Annotated in this window: 18 protein-coding genes and 2 pseudogenes; 10 read left to right on the top strand and 10 right to left on the bottom strand. The window is 62.2% G+C overall.

Going from position 1 to position 20,312, the window contains the following annotated elements; translation table 11 throughout:
* Positions 1–81: 81 nt before the first annotated feature.
* Positions 82–288, bottom strand: a pseudogene (locus P0D89_RS31505) (PLP-dependent aminotransferase family protein); the annotation flags it as partial.
* Positions 289–476: 188 nt separating this feature from the next.
* Between P0D89_RS31505 and mdcA the strand changes: the two are divergent.
* From mdcA to mdcH, 9 genes are read left to right on the top strand one after another with little or no spacing between them, the layout of a single operon-like run.
* On the top strand, positions 477–2,138 hold the full coding sequence (gene mdcA / locus P0D89_RS31500; protein WP_408363966.1) for a malonate decarboxylase subunit alpha: 1,662 nt from the start codon (positions 477–479) through the stop codon (positions 2,136–2,138).
* Positions 2,138–3,028 (top strand): triphosphoribosyl-dephospho-CoA synthase, encoded by an 891-nt coding sequence (locus P0D89_RS31495; RefSeq protein WP_408363964.1) that lies wholly within the window; start codon positions 2,138–2,140, stop codon positions 3,026–3,028. Before mdcA ends, P0D89_RS31495 begins: the two co-directional genes overlap by 1 nt.
* Positions 3,029–3,036: 8 nt before the next feature.
* Positions 3,037–3,345 carry a malonate decarboxylase subunit delta gene (locus tag P0D89_RS31490; protein ID WP_408363962.1) on the top strand — a complete coding sequence of 103 codons (309 nt, stop codon included), beginning with the start codon at positions 3,037–3,039 and terminating at the stop codon, positions 3,343–3,345.
* Between the two features lie 5 nt (positions 3,346–3,350).
* On the top strand, positions 3,351–4,202 hold the full coding sequence (locus tag P0D89_RS31485) for a biotin-independent malonate decarboxylase subunit beta (RefSeq protein WP_408363960.1): 852 nt from the start codon (positions 3,351–3,353) through the stop codon (positions 4,200–4,202).
* Positions 4,199–5,014 (top strand): biotin-independent malonate decarboxylase subunit gamma, encoded by an 816-nt coding sequence (gene mdcE, locus P0D89_RS31480; protein WP_408363958.1) that lies wholly within the window; start codon positions 4,199–4,201, stop codon positions 5,012–5,014. The genes P0D89_RS31485 and mdcE overlap by 4 nt, the downstream gene beginning before the upstream one ends.
* A 59-nt stretch (positions 5,015–5,073) precedes the next feature.
* Entirely contained in the window at positions 5,074–5,469 is a 396-nt protein-coding gene (gene madL / locus P0D89_RS31475) for a malonate transporter subunit MadL (protein WP_408363956.1), read from the top strand.
* Between the two features lie 14 nt (positions 5,470–5,483).
* Positions 5,484–6,251, top strand: a complete 768-nt coding sequence (gene madM / locus P0D89_RS31470) for a malonate transporter subunit MadM (RefSeq protein WP_408363954.1) — start codon at positions 5,484–5,486, stop codon at positions 6,249–6,251.
* 19 nt (positions 6,252–6,270) lie between these two features.
* Positions 6,271–6,921, top strand: a complete 651-nt coding sequence (locus P0D89_RS31465; protein ID WP_408363952.1) for a malonate decarboxylase holo-ACP synthase — start codon at positions 6,271–6,273, stop codon at positions 6,919–6,921.
* The gene (gene mdcH, locus P0D89_RS31460) at positions 6,918–7,850 is read left to right on the top strand and encodes a malonate decarboxylase subunit epsilon (protein ID WP_408363950.1); all 933 of its coding nucleotides are present in this window, start codon (positions 6,918–6,920) and stop codon (positions 7,848–7,850) included. The genes P0D89_RS31465 and mdcH overlap by 4 nt, the downstream gene beginning before the upstream one ends.
* A gap of 11 nt (positions 7,851–7,861) precedes the next feature.
* Here mdcH and P0D89_RS31455 read toward each other — a convergent pair whose 3' ends face one another.
* Positions 7,862–8,776 carry a LysR family transcriptional regulator gene (locus P0D89_RS31455; RefSeq protein ID WP_408364019.1) on the bottom strand — a complete coding sequence of 305 codons (915 nt, stop codon included), beginning with the start codon at positions 8,774–8,776 and terminating at the stop codon, positions 7,862–7,864.
* A 3,155-nt stretch (positions 8,777–11,931) separates the two neighbouring features.
* On the opposite strand from P0D89_RS31455, the gene P0D89_RS31450 reads away from it, so the two are divergent.
* Positions 11,932–12,288: a hypothetical protein gene (locus P0D89_RS31450; protein ID WP_408363948.1), complete on the top strand. Its 357-nt coding sequence runs from the start codon at positions 11,932–11,934 to the stop codon at positions 12,286–12,288.
* Positions 12,289–12,547: 259 nt separating this feature from the next.
* Here the strand turns inward: P0D89_RS31450 and P0D89_RS31445 are convergent, their stop codons facing one another.
* From P0D89_RS31445 to P0D89_RS31410, 8 genes and pseudogenes are all read right to left on the bottom strand, one after another.
* Positions 12,548–13,210 carry an alpha-amylase family glycosyl hydrolase gene (locus P0D89_RS31445; protein WP_408363946.1) on the bottom strand — a complete coding sequence of 221 codons (663 nt, stop codon included), beginning with the start codon at positions 13,208–13,210 and terminating at the stop codon, positions 12,548–12,550.
* A complete protein-coding gene (locus tag P0D89_RS31440) occupies positions 13,207–13,470 on the bottom strand; it encodes a hypothetical protein (protein WP_408363944.1) in 264 nt (87 codons plus the stop codon). Before P0D89_RS31440 ends, P0D89_RS31445 begins: the two co-directional genes overlap by 4 nt.
* A gap of 519 nt (positions 13,471–13,989) precedes the next feature.
* Positions 13,990–14,271 (bottom strand): hypothetical protein, encoded by a 282-nt coding sequence (locus P0D89_RS31435; protein WP_408363940.1) that lies wholly within the window; start codon positions 14,269–14,271, stop codon positions 13,990–13,992.
* 173 nt (positions 14,272–14,444) lie between these two features.
* Positions 14,445–15,251: a tetratricopeptide repeat protein gene (locus P0D89_RS31430; protein ID WP_408363938.1), complete on the bottom strand. Its 807-nt coding sequence runs from the start codon at positions 15,249–15,251 to the stop codon at positions 14,445–14,447.
* 29 nt (positions 15,252–15,280) lie between these two features.
* The gene (gene ku, locus P0D89_RS31425; protein WP_408363936.1) at positions 15,281–16,204 is read right to left on the bottom strand and encodes a non-homologous end joining protein Ku; all 924 of its coding nucleotides are present in this window, start codon (positions 16,202–16,204) and stop codon (positions 15,281–15,283) included.
* A gap of 125 nt (positions 16,205–16,329) precedes the next feature.
* On the bottom strand, positions 16,330–18,840 hold the full coding sequence (gene ligD, locus P0D89_RS31420; protein WP_408377685.1) for a DNA ligase D: 2,511 nt from the start codon (positions 18,838–18,840) through the stop codon (positions 16,330–16,332).
* A gap of 266 nt (positions 18,841–19,106) precedes the next feature.
* Positions 19,107–19,508, bottom strand: a complete 402-nt coding sequence (locus tag P0D89_RS31415; protein WP_408363932.1) for a hypothetical protein — start codon at positions 19,506–19,508, stop codon at positions 19,107–19,109.
* 495 nt (positions 19,509–20,003) lie between these two features.
* Positions 20,004–20,312, bottom strand: a pseudogene (locus P0D89_RS31410) (hypothetical protein); the annotation flags it as partial.

The raw sequence follows: 20,312 nt of genomic DNA, 5'->3' as shown, positions 1-20,312 counted from the left end.
CTTGACTGACCGTCTCAGGGCGTGACTCCGGACGCCCGCGATATTCGCTGCACTCAGCCTCTATTTCGCACTCGGCGAACTCTGCCGAAAATGCGATCGCAACGGCATATAGCCAAACCGGCTTCTATATCGAAACAACGAACCGGCACCGGTGCGCATGACACACTGTTGGTTTATCCGTATTTCTTTCAACCGTTCGACGGGGGAAGCCCTCGCCGAGGTTCAGGAACCCGGGCTGCCTTGCAATTCCTCGCGCATCAACCAGACGATGTCGATCGCGCGGTCGAGCACATCCGTCAGCGAAACCGGGAAAACCCCTGGGCGACGCGGTTAAGCCCCCCTTGCCCAGTTCTGTCACGGTTTTAGCGTTCACGTCGAATGATCATTACCCTTGGGATAACAGACGCGTCCCAAGCGTCATTGAACCGGTGCACCTCGCTCCCTAGACTTGCCTCACGTCCTGAGCGAGAGTCCACATGTCCAGTCAAAGTCAGCCCCATTCCCGCTGGGCCACGCGCCGTGCGGAAAAACTTCGCCGCCTCGCGCGGGTTGCATCGATCGCGGATGGCATGGTGCTACCCACCGAGCGCATCGTCGATGTCCTGCAGGCGCTCGTCGCCTCGGGCGACCGCGTGGTCGTCGAGGGCAACAACCAGAAACAGGCGGATTTCCTGTCGCGTTCCCTCGCGAAAGTCGATCCAGAAGTCGTCCACGACCTGCATCTCATCATTCCGAGCGTGAGCCGCGCCGAGCATCTCGATCTCTTCGAGCGCGGCATCGCCAGAAAGCTCGACTTCGCGTATGCCGGCGCGCAGAGCCTGCGCATCTCGCAGTTCCTGCAGGACGGCATCCTCGAAATCGGCGCGATCCATACCTATATCGAACTCTATGCGCGGCTCTACGTGGACCTCACGCCGAACGTCGTACTGTGCGCCGGCTACAAGGCGGATCGCCAAGGCAATCTCTACACGGGTCCGAGCACCGAAGACACGCCGTCGCTCGTCGAAGCCGCCGCGTTTCGCGACGGCATCGTGATCGCACAGGTCAACGAGATCGTCGACGATCCGAAGGACCTGCCGCGCGTCGATATCCCCGGCTCGTGGATCGATTTCGTGGTGCAGGCCGACAAGCCGTTCTTCATCGAGCCGCTCTTCACGCGCGATCCGCGCCTCATCACGCCGATCCAGGTGCTGATGGCGATGATGGCGATTCGCGGCATCTACGAGAAGCATCAGGTGCAGTCGCTCAATCACGGCATCGGCTTCAACACGGCCGCGATCGAACTGATCCTGCCGACCTACGGCGAGAAGCTCGGTCTCAAGGGCAAGATCTGCCGCCACTGGACGCTCAACCCGCATCCGACGCTGATCCCCGCGATCGAAACCGGCTGGGTCGACAGCGTGCACTGCTTCGGCGGCGAACTCGGCATGGAAGCCTACGTCGCGCAACGGCCCGACATCTTCTTCACCGGCCACGACGGCTCGATGCGCTCCAATCGCACGATGTGCCAGCTCGCGGGGCAATACGCGGTGGACATGTTCATCGGCTCCACGCTGCAGATGGATGGAGAAGGCAACTCGTCGACGGTGACGCACGGGCGGCTCACCGGCTTCGGCGGCGCGCCCAACATGGGCCACGATCCGCACGGCCGGCGCCACGCGACGCCCGCGTGGCTCGATCTGCTGCAAACGGACAGCCCGCTGGAGCGCGGCCGCAAGCTCGTCGTGCAGATGGTTGAGACGTTCCAGGCGGGCGGCCAGCCGACCATCGTCGAATCGATCGATGCCGTCGAAGTCGGCCGCGAATCCGGCATGCCGCTCGCGCCCGTGATGATCTACGGCGACGACGTCACGCACGTGCTGACCGAGGAAGGCATCGCGTATCTCTACAAGGCGCGCTCGCTCGAACATCGCAAGGAGATGATCGCGGCCGTCTCGGGAGTCACGCCGATCGGTCTCAAGAGCGACGCAGGCAAGCTCGCGGCGCTGCGCCGCGATGGCTTCGTCGCGCTGCCCGAGGACCTCGGCATCCACCGCAGCGAAGCGAGCCGGTCGCTGCTCGCCGCGAAGAGCATGGCGGATATCGTCGACTGGTCGGACGGACTGTACGAGCCGCCCGCACGCTTTCGGAGCTGGTAATGCGCGAGAACCTCGCAATGAACGCGGCGCGGCCGCTGCGCCAGGCGCCGGACCTGGCCGAACGTTTCGGCGCGCATGTGGTGGAAGCGCTGATTGACGAAGTCACGCTCGCGCCGAAGCCCGGACTCGTCGATATCCGCAGCCGCGGCGCGCATCACGATCTCGACTGGAAACTGATGTGCGCATCGGCGCTCGCATTGCAGCCGACGTTCGTCGAACTGGCGCGTGCAGGCATCGAAACGCAACCGCTGCTCGCGCTGCGTGAGCGCATCGGCGCAATCGGGCGCGTTGGCGAAGCGCGCATGCTCGACGCGACCGGCGGCGTGAATACGCATCGCGGCGCGATCTGGGCGCTCGGGCTGCTCGTCACCGGCGCAGCGCATGACCTGGCGGACCTCGCGCCGGAGGCAGTCGCCGCACGCGCCGGATCGATTGCGCGCGTGCAGGATCGCCACGCGCCCGCGCTGACCGGCAACAAGGGCGAGCAGGCGTGCCTCGACTACAACGTCGGCGGCGCGCGTGGACAGGCGCAGGCCGGCTTTCCGCACGTCGTGGACGTCGCGCTGCCGGAACTCGTGCGTTCGCGCATGCGCGGCGACAGCGAAACGGCCGCGCGCCTGAACGCGCTGCTCGCCGTGATGGCGAGCCTCGACGACACCTGCGTGCTCGCGCGCGGTGGACCCGACGCGCTCGCCGAGATGCAGGACGGCGCGCGGCGCGTTCTGGAGCAAGGCGGCGCCGCGGCGCTCGCGGGGCGCCGTGAACTGAAGGCGCTCGACCGCCGTCTCGTCGAGTTGCACGTATCGCCCGGGGGAGCCGCCGACCTGCTCGCCGCCGCCCTCTTTCTCGACCGGCTTCAACGCGAAGCTGCTCACACGTCGAACGCATAGGAGCACACATGGAAACCATCGTCCTTGAATTCCCGGCGGGGCAACCCGTACAAGGCCGCGCGCTCGCGGGCGTCGTCGCCTCGGGAGACCTCGAAGTGCTGCTCGAAGCGAACGCGGCGCACCGCACCGTCGTGAGCATCACGACTTCCGTCGACGGCAAGGGCCACCTCTGGCAGGCCGTGCTCGAACGCATCTTCCGCGACGGGTCGCTCCCCGCCGCGAAGCTCGAAATCAACGATTCGGGCGCGACGCCGGGCGTCGTGCAGATGCGCATCGGGCAGGTCTTCGAACAACTGAAATCAACCGGCGGAGCGTGACGATCATGGATACACAGCAACTGCTCGAACGCCAGAGCTTCATCGAGCTCGATGCGCGCAGCCGCGCGAACAAGCTGCTCGATGAAGGCACCTTCAGCGAACTGATCGATCCGTTCCAGCGCATCACGTCGCCGTGGCTCATGCGCCAGGGCATCGTGACGCAGGCCGACGACGGCATGGTGGTCGCGAAGGGAACCATCGACGGGCAGCCAGCCGTCGTGCTTGGCATCGATGGCGGATTCCAGGGCGGCAGCATGGGCGAGGTGTCGGCGGCGAAGATCGCGGGCAGCCTCGAACTCGCCGCCGAGGACAACCGCAAAGGCATCCCGACGCGCGCCGTCATCCTCTTCGAAACGGGCGGCGTGCGCTTGCAGGAAGCCAATCTCGGGCTCGCGGCGATCGCGGAAATTCACGCAGGCATCGTCGACTTGCGGCGCTACCAGCCGGTGATCGGCATCACGGCCGGGCCGATCGGCTGCTATGGCGGCATGTCGATCGCGGCGGGACTGTGCAGCTATCTGATCGGCACCCGCGAAGCGCGCCTGGGCCTCAACGGTCCGGCGGTCATCGAACAGGAAGCGGGCATCGCCGAATTCGATTCGCGCGACCGTCCGATGATCTGGAGCTTCACCGGCTGCGAGCAGCGGCATCGTACGGGACTCGTCGACGACTACGTCGCCGACGACGCCGACGCGATCCGCGCGGCCGTCATCGAACGCTTTCGCGCGGGGCGGCCCGAGGCATGCCGCAGCGAGCGCGTCGCGGGTTTTCTGACGCGGCTTTCCGAGGTCGATCCGGGCGTGCAGGCCACGCCAGAACAGGCGGCCGCCATCTACGGCAAGGGGTTTCAGTTATGAGCACACAAGAGCTTTCGAAGCGCGGCGCAGTCTGGCTCGACGCGCTCACTTACAGCGCGCCGTTGCAGGCCGGTTATCCGCCGTCGGTGCGGGTCGCCGATGCGCGGTTGGGCGACCGTCCCGCGCGCTTCATCGCCGTGGTGCCCGACCCGGACAATCCGTTCCCGCGGGCGCGCGGCGGCGAGGTCGGTCTCGTCGAAGGATGGGAAGTGGCGCGCGCGGTGCGTGAGGTCGTCGATGCGGATAGCAAGCGTGAAGAGAAGCGCGCGATCGTCGCGGTGATCGACGTGGCGAGCCAGGCGTACGGCCGGCGCGAGGAAGCGTACGGCATCCACCAGGCGCTCGCCGCCGCCGCCGATGCCTACGCCAGCGCGCGTCTCGCGGGCCATCCGGTGATCGGGCTGATCGTCGGGCGCGCGATGTCGGGTGCGTTTCTCGCGCACGGCTATCAGGCCAACCGCCTCATCGCACTCGCCGATCCGAAGGTCATGGTCCACGCGATGGGCAAGGAATCGGCGGCGCGAGTCACGCTCCGCTCAGTCGCCGATCTCGAAGCGTTCACGGCGCGCGTCCCGCCGATGGCCTACGACATCGACAACTACGCATCGCTCGGGCTGCTCTGGAAACTCCTGAGCGTAACCAACGCCGATGCGCCGACCAGCGCCGATCAGACCACCGTCGAGAAGGCGCTGCAGGTCGCTTTCGACGACATCCGCAACGACCCGTCGCGCGGTCTGGAAAGTCGGCTCGGCAGCGAGCACCGCGCGGCCTCCGCGACGGTTCGCCGCAAGCTTCGGGAGCAATGGCGGTAGAGCTTCGCTTCTCGCACCCGCTCGTCAGAAGCCAATAAAGGTATTACAGGAGACATGAAATGATCATCTATGGAACTGCACTTCTCGCGTTCTGCCATCTCGCGGGACTCTTTCTCGGCGACCTGCTCGGCGTCGCGATCGGCGTGAAGACGAACGTCGGCGGCGTCGGCATCGCGATGCTGCTGCTGATTTTCCTGAAGCTCTATCTGCACAAGAGGGGACTGCTGCCGAAGGAAACCGAATTTGGCGTCGGCTTCTGGGGCGCGATGTACATCCCCGTCGTGGTGGCGATGGCCGCCAACCAGAACGTCGTGGCCGCGCTCAAGGGCGGCCCCGTCGCACTGCTTTCGGCATTGGGTGCTGCGGCCGTCTGCGCATGCTGCATCGCCGTTCTTTCCCGGACCGGTCGCGATAGCACGTCGTTCGTGAACGCTCCGCATCTTGAAGAAATCTGAAGCAGGAGTCAGTCATGTTGCAAATTCTCGATAAAAATCTGATTCAGAACGGCCTCGTCACAGCGTTCGCGCTGGTGGGCCTCATCATGTGGGCGTCGTCGCTGATTTCGCGCAAGCTGACCTTCGGACGCGTGCACGGCTCGGCAATCGCGATCGTGATCGGCCTCGCGCTCGCCTATGTCGGCGGCGCATTCACCGGCGGACAAAAGGGTATCGCCGACTTGCCGCTCTTCACCGGCATCGGCCTGATGGGCGGCGCGATGCTGCGTGATTTCGCCATTGTCGCGACCGCGTTCGAGGTACAGGCGACCGAGGCGCGCAAGGCGGGAATGATCGGCGTGGTGTCGCTGCTGCTCGGCACCGTGCTGCCGTTCATCGTCGGCGCGAGCATTGCTTACGCGTTCGGCTATACCGATCCCGTCAGCATGACGACCATTGGCGCGGGCGCGGTCACGTATATCGTGGGACCGGTGACGGGCGCGGCGATCGGCGCGAGCTCGGATGTGATCGCGCTCAGCATCGCGACGGGCCTCATCAAGGCGATCATCGTGATGATCGGCACGCCGCTCGCGGCCGGTTTCATGGGACTGAAGACGCCACGCTCCGCGATGATCTTCGGCGGCCTGGCGGGCACGGTGAGCGGTGTGAGCGCGGGGCTCGCCGCGACCGATCGTCGGCTCGTGCCTTACGGGGCGCTGATCGCGACGTTCCATACGGGCGTCGGCTGCCTGCTCGGACCTTCGCTGTTGTTCTTTGCGACTAAGGCTTTGATGGACGCTTGATGCGCCTGGGAGAATCCTCTTGTCTACCGCTCATGAACCGTTTCGCCCGCACGACCTCCTGTGGATCGGCGAGCGGGAGGACCTTCGTTCGACATCGGAAGTACCTGGATGGGCTTCGCGCGAGTGGCTTTCGCACGCGCCGGTGGTCGTGCGGCGCGAAGCGGTCAGCGAGCAGGGCGTGGTGCCGGTCGGGCTTCGCGGTCGTGCTCGCAGTCAGCGGTTCGCCGCTCACGTGGCGCACGAGCGCATCCGTCTCAGCGTCACGCCCGAGGCGCTCGCCAAAGGCCGCGCCTGGCGGACGAAGGCCGCACTCTCCACACTGCCCTGCGTGCGCGCACTGAGTCGCATCGCGCTAGAACTCGACCGGCTTCGGTTGACGTGGGGCATCACCGGCAGCGTCGGCTTTGCGCTTGCGAGCGGCGTGAGCACGCTGCGCCAGGACAGCGACCTCGATCTGCTGCTGCGCGCATCGAAGCCGCTGCCGCGCGACGAAGCCCGCTCGCTTCTCTCGTTGCTGCAAGCGTCGCCGGCGCGCATCGACATGCAGGTCGACACAGGCCACGGCGGGTTCGCGCTCGCGGAGTGGGCCGGCAACGCGGATCGCGTTCTGCTGAAGACGGGGCGTGGCCCCTTGCTCGTATCGGATCCCTGGGTTGGCGACGCATCATGAGCGTACTGTTCACATTCCCCGGTCAGGGCTCGCAGCGCCCGGGCATGTTGCATGCGCTCCCGTCTCACGCCGAAGTCGCTCGAACACTGCGAGAAGCCAGCGACACGTTGGGCTACGACGTCACATCGCTCGACGATACCGATTCGCTGCGCTCCACCGTCGCGGTGCAACTTTGCGTCTTGATCGCGGGCGTCGCTCAGGCGCGCGTGATGAGCGCCCGCGGCTATGAACCCGACATGGTGGCGGGGCTTTCGATCGGCGCCTATCCGGCCGCCGTGATCGCGGGCGCGCTTCAATACGCCGACGCCGTGAAGCTCGTCGAGCTGCGCGGCCAGTTGATGGAACGCGCCTACCCAAGCGGCTACGGCATGACTGCGATCTTCGGCATGACACAGCGGGCGCTCGAACGACTGATCGCGCAAGTGAACAGCGCGGCCACGCCCGTGTTCCTTGCGAACATTAACGCAGAAACGCAGATGGTCGTTGCAGGAAGCGATGCTGCCATGCACCGCCTTACGACGCTTGCGATCGAACACGGGGCGCAACGCTGCGAGCGTCTCGACGTGGCGGTTCCGTCGCATTGCGCTTTGCTCGACGCACCGGCGGTGGCGCTCGCCGATGCCTTTGGCCAGATCACCGTGCGCGCGCCTCGTCTCGTGTATCTGAGCAGCAACATTGCACGCCCGCTTTTTGACGGCCCGCGCATCGTGGCCGATCTTGCGGGCAACATGGCGCGGCAGGTGTGCTGGCATGACACGGTGAGGCTTGCGTGGGAACGAGGCGCACGCCTCGCCGTCGAGATGCCGCCGGCCAACGTGCTGACACGGTTAAGCAGCGCGATTTTCACAGAGGGGATCGCCGTGAGTTGCAGCGAGACGGCGCTGCCGGATCTTGGCGCGCTGATCGAGCGGGAACGGGTGCGCGAGTGAGGGCTGAAACCTCAGCCAGCCCTTCTCGTGCAAAGACGGCAGACGGCCATCAGCGCCAACAGGTTCGGGTCGCGTTCGCGTGCGTGCAGAAAGCTGACACCGATTGACTGCCGCATCAGGTATTGCGGCTTGAGAGGAATGAATTGCACCTTGTCGCCGAACACGCCGCGCACGCGGCCTGGTAGTAGCGTATATCCGACCCCGCCGCTCACAAGGTTCATCAGCGAAAAAATATCGCCGACTTTCATGGTCACATTCGGCGTGAAATCCGCGACGCGAAACGCCTCCATAAAGCCTCGATATGTCACGAATCCCTCGCCGAGGGAAACGAAGGTCTCGTCGCGGCAGTCCCGCAAATCGACCGCCTCCTGGTTCGCGTAGGGTGAACCGGCCGGCGCCGCGAAAAAGATGTCGTCTTCGAAAAGAGGGATGGATTCGACTTCGGGCTCGCCGTCCGGCAAGGCCATCAGGGCCGCATCGACGGTGCCCTGCTTCAGCTTGTCGAGCAGTTCGGCATTCGAACCGAGCACGAGTTCGACCTGGAGCGCCGGCCGCCTTACCTTGATGTCGACGACGATGTCAGGAACGGTCCTGATGGTCAGCGAGTATAGCGAGCCGATCTTCAGCCGGTCCGACGAATACCCCGCCGCCTCACGGGTTGCGTGAATGCCGGCGGACATCAGAGTGAGCACCTCTTGCGCCACATCGGCTAGCATTTGCGCAGCTTCCGTCGACTTGAGGTTGCGGCCTTCATGCCGGAACAGTGCACATCGTACGCCCTGTTCGAGCGAGTGCAGCGCACGATGCACGCTGACCGTGCTCACGTCCAGCGCCTCGGCCGCCTTCGACAGGTTTCCCGTCTCCATGAATGCGAGCAGGAATTCCAGCTTGCGAAAGGTGATCTCATCGTCGATTCGGTCGCGCATTTCGATCCACGGAATGGTCGAAATTGACAATTATCGGCGCATGAGACCGCTGGACAAGTAGCGATAACCCCGCATTCTTCGCGACAAACGGGCGGCGATCGTTCGATCATCCCGCTCGTCACGAAGAGGCGGAGGTCATTGGCCTGGTTCGACGTCGCAGGCGTTCGCGCATCTCGTCCCGCAGGCCAAGTTCTCGCGTGACGACCTCGACGTCAGTCGCAACGTCTGATAGCAGCAGCTCTGGAGCAGTCCAGGCTGTAGTTTCGAGGTAGGGGCGGGCGCGCAGCACGCGTCGGTGTAGGCAGATACCCGGTGGAACCAGAAAATCGCTGGTCCACCGGGCACCTGACAACTCCGCGCTCGACGCCAGACTCGACTGTGGCCACCGGAGCGGGCCCGGCCACGCTCTTGCGGGGTGCTTTTTCGCGGGCGCCTTCTTAGCCGCAGCCGACACAGGCTTCTTCTCCACCGCCTTCTAAGCCGGCACCTTCGCGCTCACCGCCTTCTTGCACCGCGGAAACAGAATTCACGGGCTCATTTTCTTCTGTAGTGGCTGGTCCCTCCCCGCGCATCGGTCGGGTCTGCTAGCTGCCCTGATAGATATCGCAGGACAGGCCCACCACGCACGGGGCACCATTTCTGGCTCTGCCGCTGCCGCTGCTTCCGCCGGGCTGGGGTCCGTATCCCAGGTCAGGGCTGCGGTCCATAGTCGTGGCCGGCTGGGCAGTTGTCATGGACTGCTGGGAAGCTGACGGGCCGGCGGTGCCCGAAGGTTGCATGTCCTGCGAATGAGCGGCGCCCGCAGCGAGCATTGATACCGCACTGATTACAGCGAAAAGTTGCACTTTCATCTCGTCACCTCTTTCTTGTCGACACCAGGCACGGCGGCCCGGTTAATTTCCGTGGTAAATATCGCAGAACGTCCCCGCACGACAGGGCGCACCGTATAGCGTTCGCCCGCCCGTTTGCGTTCTGGACATCGACATGCCACCCACCGAGGTGTCACGCACCTGTTCCGGTGTCGGCGCCGCACCCTGCTGTTTGGCCGACTGATTCATTTGCACAGAGGGAGTTTGCTGCGCGTCCTGTGCAGACGCGGCACCGGCTGCCGTCAATAGGCAAAGCGCACTTGCCGTTACCATCACTTGTACTTGCATCTCGACGCCTCGCTTGGTGAGCAAATTTCCGCGCGACCACCTCGGGATACTTGCGGCTTCACTTCCGCCCCCCGAGCAGCGAGGCTCCCCTGCATCGTCGGTGAAGGGGAAGAAACCTGGGGCAACGGTGGTCTTTCGGGAAATGCGGAGCAACATCGTCGGTGAATCGACGCAAGACTGCCGCGACCGAGTCCGACCGTGTGGATGAGGGTGCTGCGTCGCTAAATATGTATGTGGCTGATTAGCGCTGGCAGATAGGTGCTGAAGAGTCGCACGGAAATCTGCACGTGGCGACCTCGTGGGTCCGCAACGGCAATAGATTGCGTTGCTCAATTTGTTATAGACCAATGCCAGCACGGATATCAGACAAATACGCAGTAGTTTTGGCATTTTTGCGATTCGCCAACACTATGGACTGGACGGCGAAGGGAGAAGGGACGCGTGGGCCGAGCCGTTGCACGAGCCCGCGGAGAAAGTGAGTCCCGTCGGGGTCCCGTCGCCCCCGGAGCGGGATGCGCCCGGCGAGCGAAAGGGTTGGCCCTGGCCCGAACCAAAGACGACGACCTGACCGCTGCCGTCGCGACGTTTCAGCCAGATTCAAGGTCGCCAGCACGCCTCGACTCAGCCTTGGCGACATCACCGTCAACGACGAAGTCTGTCACGTGAAATGGGCCGGCGACCAATTTCACGAGTCGGCCGCGTGACGAAGCCGTCGACGCTGGTCAACGCGTTCACCCGAGCGTGCAGGCATGCGCTAGTTGCTTGTCGAGTGAGCCTGTCGCGATGTTGACGCCGCGTGCAGTCCGCTGTTATCGCTACTGGCCGTTTTCTTTTGGGCAGTTCCGTGGTCTGTTGACGTCGCTATTCGCGCCGCTACGGGTACCCATATTCAGACCATTGGCCTTCCCGCGGTTACAACGTCCCGTCGGAGGGCTGCTGCGCGCCTCACCGACGCCACTGCTCATGACATCCGGCGAACCGTATCCCCTCTCATTCGGGGCCTTCATCGGACCGGCCCCGGGTGTTACCGTCCCGCCAGCAGTGCCGCCAGCTTGCGCGCATGTTATTGCCAACAGTGCCATCACGAGAGCCGAAGCGTAAAAAGTCCTACTGTTATGTTTCATGGCCCACCTCCGAAGAGGGTATCTCCTGCAAGCGTCTGCCGCTCACGAACGAAGTGCCGCAAGATGCGTGCCTTGGGTCGCTCATTCGTCGCCTTTGCAACGGCAGGTAGGCGATAGAACCGACAACGGACGCTCACTCCGTATCCGAAAATGCCGCCCTCACAATGGTCCTTAGCATTGCTCGCGCTCCGCCGTGGCCTGCCGCTCAGCGGCTATGCCACCGTGACCTGCTTTGGTGGCATAGCCGCATTGCCTTGACCACCAGACGCGCGAATGGTCGCTACGACAGGCTGCATCGCGCCTCGCCGCGAAGACTGCAAAAGCGCCATGGCGATGCGAGCGGGTGTGGACCCCGCCAGGCCCAACAGGCACTGCCGGAACTCACCCCTAGCAGGTCTTTTTCATTTCATTATTGGAAGCCGGCGGTCCATCGCCTTTTTTTGCGTCGGCTTTTTCCTTTTCCACTTGCTGCAAGAGTGACCCATCGTGTTCGCGCCGCACGCGCCAGACATCGTATCCGTCGCGCCACTCGCGTCCGGCGTGCCATTGCGGTGCCGCCGCGGCCGGCGCTGCCCGTCAGGATTGGCCCGCCTCCTTGTTTTCCAGGAAGGCCCCATTCCGCGCGCCGACACTGAGCTCCTCTTGAACGGTTAAGGGGAGCATCTGGTGCGCAACGGTTGCCCGCCACGTCGACTACCAAGCGTCGCGAAGACCACCGCGATACGGGAAACAAATCGCCGATGCAGCATGCCCGTTCGTCCGGAGTGACTGGCGGATTCAACCGGTGGATGCAACACTACCTCACTGGGCGGAGTCGGAATTGCGGAATAGTCCTTGCTCGCCTCAGTCATATCCAACGCAACCGGAGACCGGCATGGCCACCACCCCGAAAGAATCGAACCGCACAAGTGAAAAGTCCGAGAAGGATGTCGACAAGGCTGTTGAAGACACTTTCCCCGCCAGCGACCCGGCGGCGACGAGTGGAACCACCCGCATTGAGTCGGAGGACGGTGAAGAAGTCGATGAAGATTTCGCCCGAGTAATGAGAGGCGCACGTAAGGAGGCATCATGCCAGACACATTCAAACCCGGCGAAATCGTCAGGACGTCAGGTATCTATTTGGTCGTTCTTGAAGGTGGCGACAACGAGGGCCGGACATATGATGCTGCATGCGTTGAGGGCGACCGCTTCCCGGGAACACGCACGGGCGCCGGCGCGCACTACGAGCTGAAGCACGGGCCGCCCTATTCAAACCGGCACCCTGAGTTGAATCCGGCCAGGTAACGGACATTTGGTCGGCGCGCGGCGGCAAAAACACAAATGAAAAATATCAAACATGAACGACGAGAAGGCGGCGGGTTCGACACGCCTTCGGGGATGGATGGTCGCGGAGTCAATACGAATCTGCGACGCGTTGAAGGGCGGCGCCTTTGCAGTACGCAATAAAGGATAGCGGTTGCTCCGAGCGATTTGAGCACCGCCTGTTTGGCTTACGCAACCTGTCGCGCGAAGATGATTGCTTCCATTGGCCGAACCGTCACCGAAATAACGCACGCTGGACCACCTGATGTGCTTCCATCGACTTCGTGGATGTGAACCTCCCCGGTTTGTGTCACGGTCGCGAACTCCATGGCCTCAGACTGGTTGCTGTATTGGCTGACGAGTACTGTGCCGGCCGGGCTCAGGGTCGAGTCAACGACGACCGATATAGAGATGGTCTCTTCGGTATTCGTGTTCGTGACGACGACCACTTCGCTATCGTTCAAAATGCGCGCGAACGCCAGCACACCGTTGGGGTAAGGCGAAACCCCGTAGGTTGCGCCGTCGCCCGAGACAGGACGGAAGTAGATTCTGCCGTAGCGTAGCGCCGGAAGCGCACTGCGCACCGCTGATACCTTCTTGAGCTGCATATAGAACGGATGGGCGTCGTCAAAGGGGGTGCCGGGCTTCCCCCAAAGCGCCTCCCGCGTCGCTCTCTCGCTACCTCCTGCACCATGAAGCCCTTGCTCCGTGCCGTAATAGATGCATGGGATTCCCGGCAAACTGAGTAGAGCCGCCATCGCCATGGTGACCTGGTTGTCGTAGTGGTTGGGATTCGACGGGTCCACGTAGTAAAAGCGGTTCCACTGGTCGTGGTTGTCGAGGAATGTCACGAAGAACCGAGCGGCTTCCCCGTGTGAGCTGATGACACGTTCTCGACATTCTTGCGGTTCTGATACATCGCCGCCAGACTCGAGGGTGCGCTCAACCCCTTCAACGTCGTCGTCAACGCGTAGAACAGCGGATAGTCGAGCGCCGCATCGACTCCAACCATATCAGTTGAAGACGCGAACACGTTGCGGCCGATAAACCTGGCTATCTGGTCCTCGCTGCCCCACACCTCTCCAAATGTGAAGAAATTCTTCTTGCCCACACTTAACGCGAACTCACGAATGGCGTTACCGAAACGATCTCAGCGAACCTGGGGTGCCTCGTAATCGTTGTTGTAGTCGTCCCGGTGATGTGTCAAGTTGCCAAAGAGGGCCTGGGCGCCTGGCAAAGTCGCATCGTCAAGGTCATAGAGCACGGTCTGCTCAACAAGAGCGCCCACAGCCTCTTCACGATATTCCTTCGTGTAGACAGCCTTGGGGATTCGATTGTAGGGAGTCGCAGCTAAAAGAGGAGACGGCCATGCGCCTCCCAGGACCATCAGGCATATCGTCGTTTTCTGCCGTTACTGGCGGTTTTCCTCATGTTTCTGGCACCGTCGGAGTGCTGCAGTCGGGGTAAAACGCCACGTAAGCCGCCGTAGACCGTTATCGAGCCTGTGACAAGCTGTGGAACAAGTCCAACCCGCCACGAAAAAATCAGTGTTCGTCGGCGCGCCTTGTCGATGTTGCAACTGCGCTGCTCTAATGCCTTCGGCGCCTTGGTCGCATCGCCGCCGCTGATTTCACGCCTCTGTTAAAAGAGACTTGGCCTGTACAAGAAGAGCGTGCGACGCGGCGAACTCATTGCGTCCAGCCATTGTGAGGGCGGCGTGGCCCGTGCGTGCAAACAACTCGTCGTTTGATGTTGCAACCACATGCGAAGCGGTGCCAATCTGGTCGTACCGACGAAAGAGTTCGAGCATCCGGAGCGCGTCTGCCCGCAGGTCCTGGGGACCGACCGTGGCAAGTATTTTCGCCGCTGCTGCTAGTTGTTGCGTGACCAGCAGGAATTCAGAACGGTCCATGGCACTTACCTCATAAGACGCCGTCGCCAGCTGTCCGAAGCGTCCGGCGATGGGGCTTCCGATTTTGGAACTGGCGAAGATGCGACGCTGCGATTGCGCGTCCGCGTCTGTGCCGCACAATCACACAGGCTTGCACGATATGAACGCCGCCGCGTCGCAGCAGTGGCAGTAATTCAGTCCGTCAACCTGCGATAAGCGCTCAAATGGCGTATGAGACCCTGCTGGTCGCCACGCGTCTCGAGCAGGATTGCCAGATTGTGATGTGCGTCGGCATAAGACGGGTCAAGCTCGATACAGCGCTTATAACTGCGCTCAGCGTCGTCAAGCCGGCCCAGTTCCTCATATGCGATGGCCCGGTTGAAATGCAGGACGGAGTCTTCAGGAAAGTGGGACAACGCCTCATTAAATGCATGAAGCGCGTCGTCGCAACGCGCTTCGAGTTCACACAGCAGCGCCCCCAGGTCAACGTAGGCTGCGTAGAACGGTTCGGGCGATACCGCTATGGCCTTTCTGTATGCCTGTTCAGCACCCTTGATATCCGACGTTCTAAGCTGTTCGGCGAGGTCGTACCATTTCTCAGCGTGGCGTGCGAGGTCTTTGTGTCCAACTTCCATGTCGAGGAACACGACATCGCCCTTGATTTCAGCGACTTCAAAGTCCAGCAGGAGTTGCCCGGTGACCGCATCCCACTGGGAGGGCCCGGTCTTTACTGCCACATCGTTCCCGACCGCCGTTACGCGAATGCCGGTTAGCGGCAGTTCATCCGGCAGTACCTCCCTGAGCCGCGAAAGCGCCTGAATTATCTTGCGCGGCGGTATCTGGGCACTGCGCAACTGCAATGCAGTTCGAAGCAGAACGACATCCTGAAAGGTAAATCGATACCCGTTTCGCGGCCCACGAGTGGGCGTGACGAATCCAGCTGTGACCAGACCAGAAACCACGTGGCGGGAAACCCCGAGCATCGATTTCAACTCGCGCATCGAAATCTCGCGCGCGGTATCTTTTGATATCACTTTCGTGCCCGGACCTTTGCGGGTTCCTCGGCAGGGGCTTTGAGTGCACGTGCAGCGGGCTTGCGCGTCTTCGGGGCAGCCGCAATTTCCGTGACAGGCTCCGCGCTCTTGCGCCTCGGTGCTGAAGCGGGTTTTGCCTTTGCGCTTCCCTTAAGACTTGCGCGCAAGGCTTCCATCAGGTCAATGACTTCAGCGCCGCCCGACCCGGCTTCCACCGGCTCGTTCGTGACCACCTGCTTGCCTTCAATTTTCTCGTCGATAGCTGCAAGAATGCGCTTCTTCTCTTCGTCCTCGTACGCAGTCGGGTCGTAATTGTCTTCGGCGCCCTGTTCGATAATCTGAAGCGCTAGCTTCAATTCGGCGTCGGACACCTGCACGTGTTCGATATTGAACTCTTTCAGCGGGCGAACCTCATCCGCATAGAGCAACTGTTGAAACACGAGTCCGTCAGCTTCGGGCCGCACCTGTACGATTCGGGTCTTGCCTTTAGAGGCCCATTTGGCAAGTGCGCAACGGCCACTCTCTGCCAGCGCCTGCTGCAATAAGCTGTATGGCTTCCCACCGCGTTTGTCTGGAGTAATGTAGTACGCCTTCTCGTAGTAAACCGGGTCAACCGCTTTCTCCGGGATAAAGGCCACTATCTCGACGACGTGACTGGCGGCGTCCTCAAGAGCTTTGAGTTCGTCGGCACTGAACACGACGAACTTGTCCTTTTCGAATTCGTAGCCCTTCCTCATGCTCGAACGTTCGACGACAGCTCCTGTCGTCTCCGAGATGTACTGCTGCTTCACCCGGGACCCGTCTGGAGCGAGCATATTGAACCTGACTTCAGACGAACTCTCCGTCGCGGAGTAAAGCTTGACAGGTATGGAAACGAGCCCGAATGACAGGGATAGGGAGGCGATTGAACGAGCGGGCATGGACTTCTCCTCGCGGGTGGGCGGGTTCAGCCAGTCGGCCGGGCAATGCGTGTGCCCCGCCGGAGCTCCGAACTGTCTGGTCGAACCCGGAACGTCCCACGTTCCAGCGCCGACCAACAGACGATTTATTTTAGGCGCTTTAACGCTGATGCCAACGTCTGCTTGTTTGACCAGTAATCCGCCCAGGGGTCCTGCGTCTGGAAGCTAAGATGCTCGCGGGCCGTCTGCACCGTCCATTGCGCCCCGATCTTCAGCGCGGACAGTTGCTCCCATGAAACAGGCATCGAAACCCCCATGCCGGACCGTGCGCGGGCGGAAAAGGCCGCCACCGTTGTCTGCCCAATCCCGTTGCGCAGGTAGTCGACATAAACCCGGCCGATTCGGTTGGACGCCCCGGATGTGGCGGAAAAGCGTTCGGGAATCGTCTTCGCAAGATGCCGAACAAACGAGCGCGAGAACGACTTCACCACGTCATAGTCCAGTCTGGGGGTCAACGGCACCACAATGTGCAACCCCTTGCCGCCGCTTGTCTTCAGCCATGCCTTCAGCCCCAGTTCCAGCAGGAGCGTGTGTACAAGAAGTGCCGCCTCCTGAACCTGCCCCCACTTAACTCCTTCACCGGGGTCCAGGTCGAAGATAACCCGGTCGGGCTTGCCGATGCGCTGAACGGTTGAATTCCAGGTGTGGAATTCAACGACGTTCATCTGGGCGGCTGACATCAACGCGTCCGCAGTGTCGACGGTCAGCAGCGGCGGGTGATTCAGCCACAAATCGCGGTCATGCGCCTCAAGACCGGGCATGGCCGTCTTTTCGGCGTGCTTCTGGAAAAACAGCTGACCAGATATACCGGTAGGCGCGCGGACCATCGCAAGCGGTCGGTCCTTCAGGTGGGGCAGCATCCACTCAAGAACGCTTTCGTAGTACCGGACCAGGTCGAGTTTTGTGACCCCGGTCGACGGGTCAACGATACGCTCACGATGCGTGACTTTGACCTGAGAGACAGGAGCGGGCATTAGCGTTTGCCCCGCCTCGCGGACTACGCGCCGCGACGGCTTATCGACGCGCAATCCCTTGAACGACGCCTGTCGCACGACGCCTTCTGCAGTCCACTCGGCAAACTCAACCTCGGCAACAAGGTCGGGGCGAACCCAGCGTTCGCTGCCGGCGGCACGCCTAGACCAACGCCCCGGCCTTGACACGGCGACGTCAAATGGCGCCGCATCCACTTCGAGCGGAGTCAGGCGGGCCCACAAGTCTCCGCCAGTCCGCGCGTCCCAGCCGGTGCCGACGCTGCCAGCGTCGTGAAGCTTGTTGCCAACATAGTATCCGAGCAGCAGGCTGCCGACCTCACAGTCCTTGCTTCCTCGAGCGGTGAAGCCACAGACGACAAGCTCTTGCCGCAGCCGCCACTTCGCCTTTAGCCACGTCTGCGTCCTTCCCGATTCATATCGCGCGTCGCGGCGTTTCAACATCAGGCCTTCAAGACCCAAACCAGCTGCGGCCTCGAATATCTTGGCCGCCGGAGCGTCGAAGTCCTGACTGAACCGTATGCGCTCGCCCTCGTTCTTGAGCAGTTGAGAAAGCAGCGCGCGCCTCGCCCACAGCGGGACGTTCCTCACGTCCTTGCCATCAAAGTACGGCAGGTCGAACAGAAAATAGACGATTTCCAGGTTCGCAGTACCGTCTATCGCATTCTGGAGAGCACAAAAGTTGGGCAGGCCGTCGTTGAGCACGACTATTTCACCATCCAGCCATCCGCTGGAGACAGGGAGCTTCCCGACCTCTGCGGCCAGACCTGCAAGCTTTTTCGTCCAGTCGTGGCCGCCGCTCGTGAAAAGTCGTACGCGTCCCTTATCGACGCGAGCAAGCATTCGGTACCCGTCAAGCTTCGCCTCTGTTATCCAGTCGCCACTCGTCGGTAGCGACGAAGCTAGCGTCGCTCGCTGCGGCTGGAGTTTAGCGGGAAGCGGCGCGCTGACTGCACCAGACAGGTCTATCGCCAGCTCGCGACCGCGCGCGGGCCGCGCGGCCTTCGGCTCCCGTTCTTCAATGAAGCCGAGCGGCTTCGTGGTGACGCTGTCGGGAAGCGCCTTGATGACGTCGTATTCCGCAAGCGCTTGCGCCCACTCGTCGCGCTTTTTGAAGAGTATCCACTGGTCCTGCCTGTCTTCCGGCTTGGCAATTCGGACCAGCTCCCACAACCCGGCGAGCTTTTCACCGTGGAGTCGGAATACGAGCTTGCCAACTTTCATGCCCTCGTGCGGGTCCCCGACCGGCTCCCACGTGCCGCGGTCCCACACGAGCACGGTGCCGGCCCCATACTGCTTTGGCGGAATCGCGCCTTCGAAGCTCGCGTAGTCGACCGGATGGTTCTCGACGTGAATCGCCATCCTCTTTTCCTTTGGGTCATAGCTTGGGCCTTTGGGCACGGCCCACGACAACAGGACTCCATCAAGCTCGAGCCGAAAGTCGTAGTGCAGGCGGCTAGCCCAGTGCTTTTGCACGACAAACAGCGATGGGTGGGCATCCCCTGAGGCTTCGCCAGCCAATGGCGCGGGTTCTGGCGTGACATGAAAGTCACGCTTCTTCCGGTAGTTGGACAGCGGCAACCGTGTCCGGTCAGAGGGGGCGGGCATTGTCAAAGTTTAAGACCATTTGCCAGGCGCGCCGTACATCCTGGCATGCCGGGATTGAAGGCGGCCGCTGTTGAGCAGCGAACCCTGCGAACGTCCGCGGGAGAGCGATTCAGCTGCTCGGCTGACACTCGTAACCCTTATATGTCCGCGGCTTCATGCGGTGGTCACCACAGCGACCGATGAAAAAATCCAGACGTTGCACACAAAAACCTCACGGGCTGTATGTATGCCAATGACGAACGCGCCGGACACAAGAGTGGCCACCGTTATTGAGCTATGCGGATATGGCGACGCGGTCTGCGCGCGGGCTCGGCTGCAACACCGGCATCCTGCAGCGCTTCAAGGTAGATAGGGGCTCGTTGCCGAAGCCAGTCCCGAGCAGGCCCGATTGCGAGCAAATGCCGGCCAAATGCCACTTGTAGAGTGCGCTCAACCAACATCAACGGATAGTCTGGAGCAAGTACCTCGACGACGCATAGTGCAACCTCAAGTCTGCGCTCATATCGCGTCAGGTTCGCCGCGAATCGGGCGTTGCGATGGACGAAGGACCTTCCATCAGCCAGTTCACCCACCGCAGTTGCTGCCAACAATGCCAGCGCAAAATCACCAGTAAAGCAGCCCGTTCTCTGCATCAGAGCCAGCACTTTGCCTTGTCGGAAACTGTTCATGCGGGCGAGTGAAGCAACAGTTCGGTCGGGCAATCGACCAGGAACAGGCAGCTCGGGTCCCCGAGCACACCGCGATTGGAGGACCAGCGAGCCAATTTTCATCCTGGTGGTTGGGCAGTTGGAGCATCTGCATCGCCACCGAAATCGAACTTGCTGAAAGTACCGTACGCTCGTGGACGTCACAATTTGCCCCGTTAGAGCCGAGCCAGAGCAGCACTGATGAACCGATCCGCAGGCAATAGACAGACCCCGCCAAAAAGGCCTTGTAGTCAAATTTCGACGTCCGCGCTCTTCTGCTGGAAGATAGTTATGCTTATCTTCATACGTCAGTTGAATTGTTAGTCGAGGGTGTTGAAAAACTCGACGAAGTGCAATGGAGGCTGAAACTGGTCACCGCACGGTCCGACGCTGCCGCGCGTTCGCGAGCTGCGTCCAGTTCACCCACGTGCTCAGCTGTCGGGGAACTGTTGAACACGAGCGCATCTCTGTTAGCGTTCAATGCGAACGCCCGTGGCCTCCGCCACCGCCCCAGTAATGGCCGCCGCCGCCCATACCACGCCCTGGGTATCCGTGGCCACCCCAGCCGCCATGACCGCCCCGATATCCATGGCCCCAATAGCCGTGGTGGCCCCAGTAGCCGTGCCGGCCCCCGCCGTAACAGCATCCGCCCCAATAGCCGAAGCTCAGTGACACCGATGGTCCCCACCACGCGGGCCAGCCGTAGTACGGATACGCGGCGGGGTAATACGCAGGCACGACGAAGACGGGCGCGGCTGGTGCGGTATGGGTGTTCGTCGATGCAGC

Origin of the sequence: Paraburkholderia sp. RL18-085-BIA-A (assembly GCF_046027075.1) — a bacterium.
Taxonomy (GTDB): Bacteria; Pseudomonadota; Gammaproteobacteria; order Burkholderiales; family Burkholderiaceae; genus Paraburkholderia.
The sequence above is the reverse complement of the archived record's forward strand: the minus strand, read 5'-3'. Positions and strand labels throughout refer to the sequence as shown.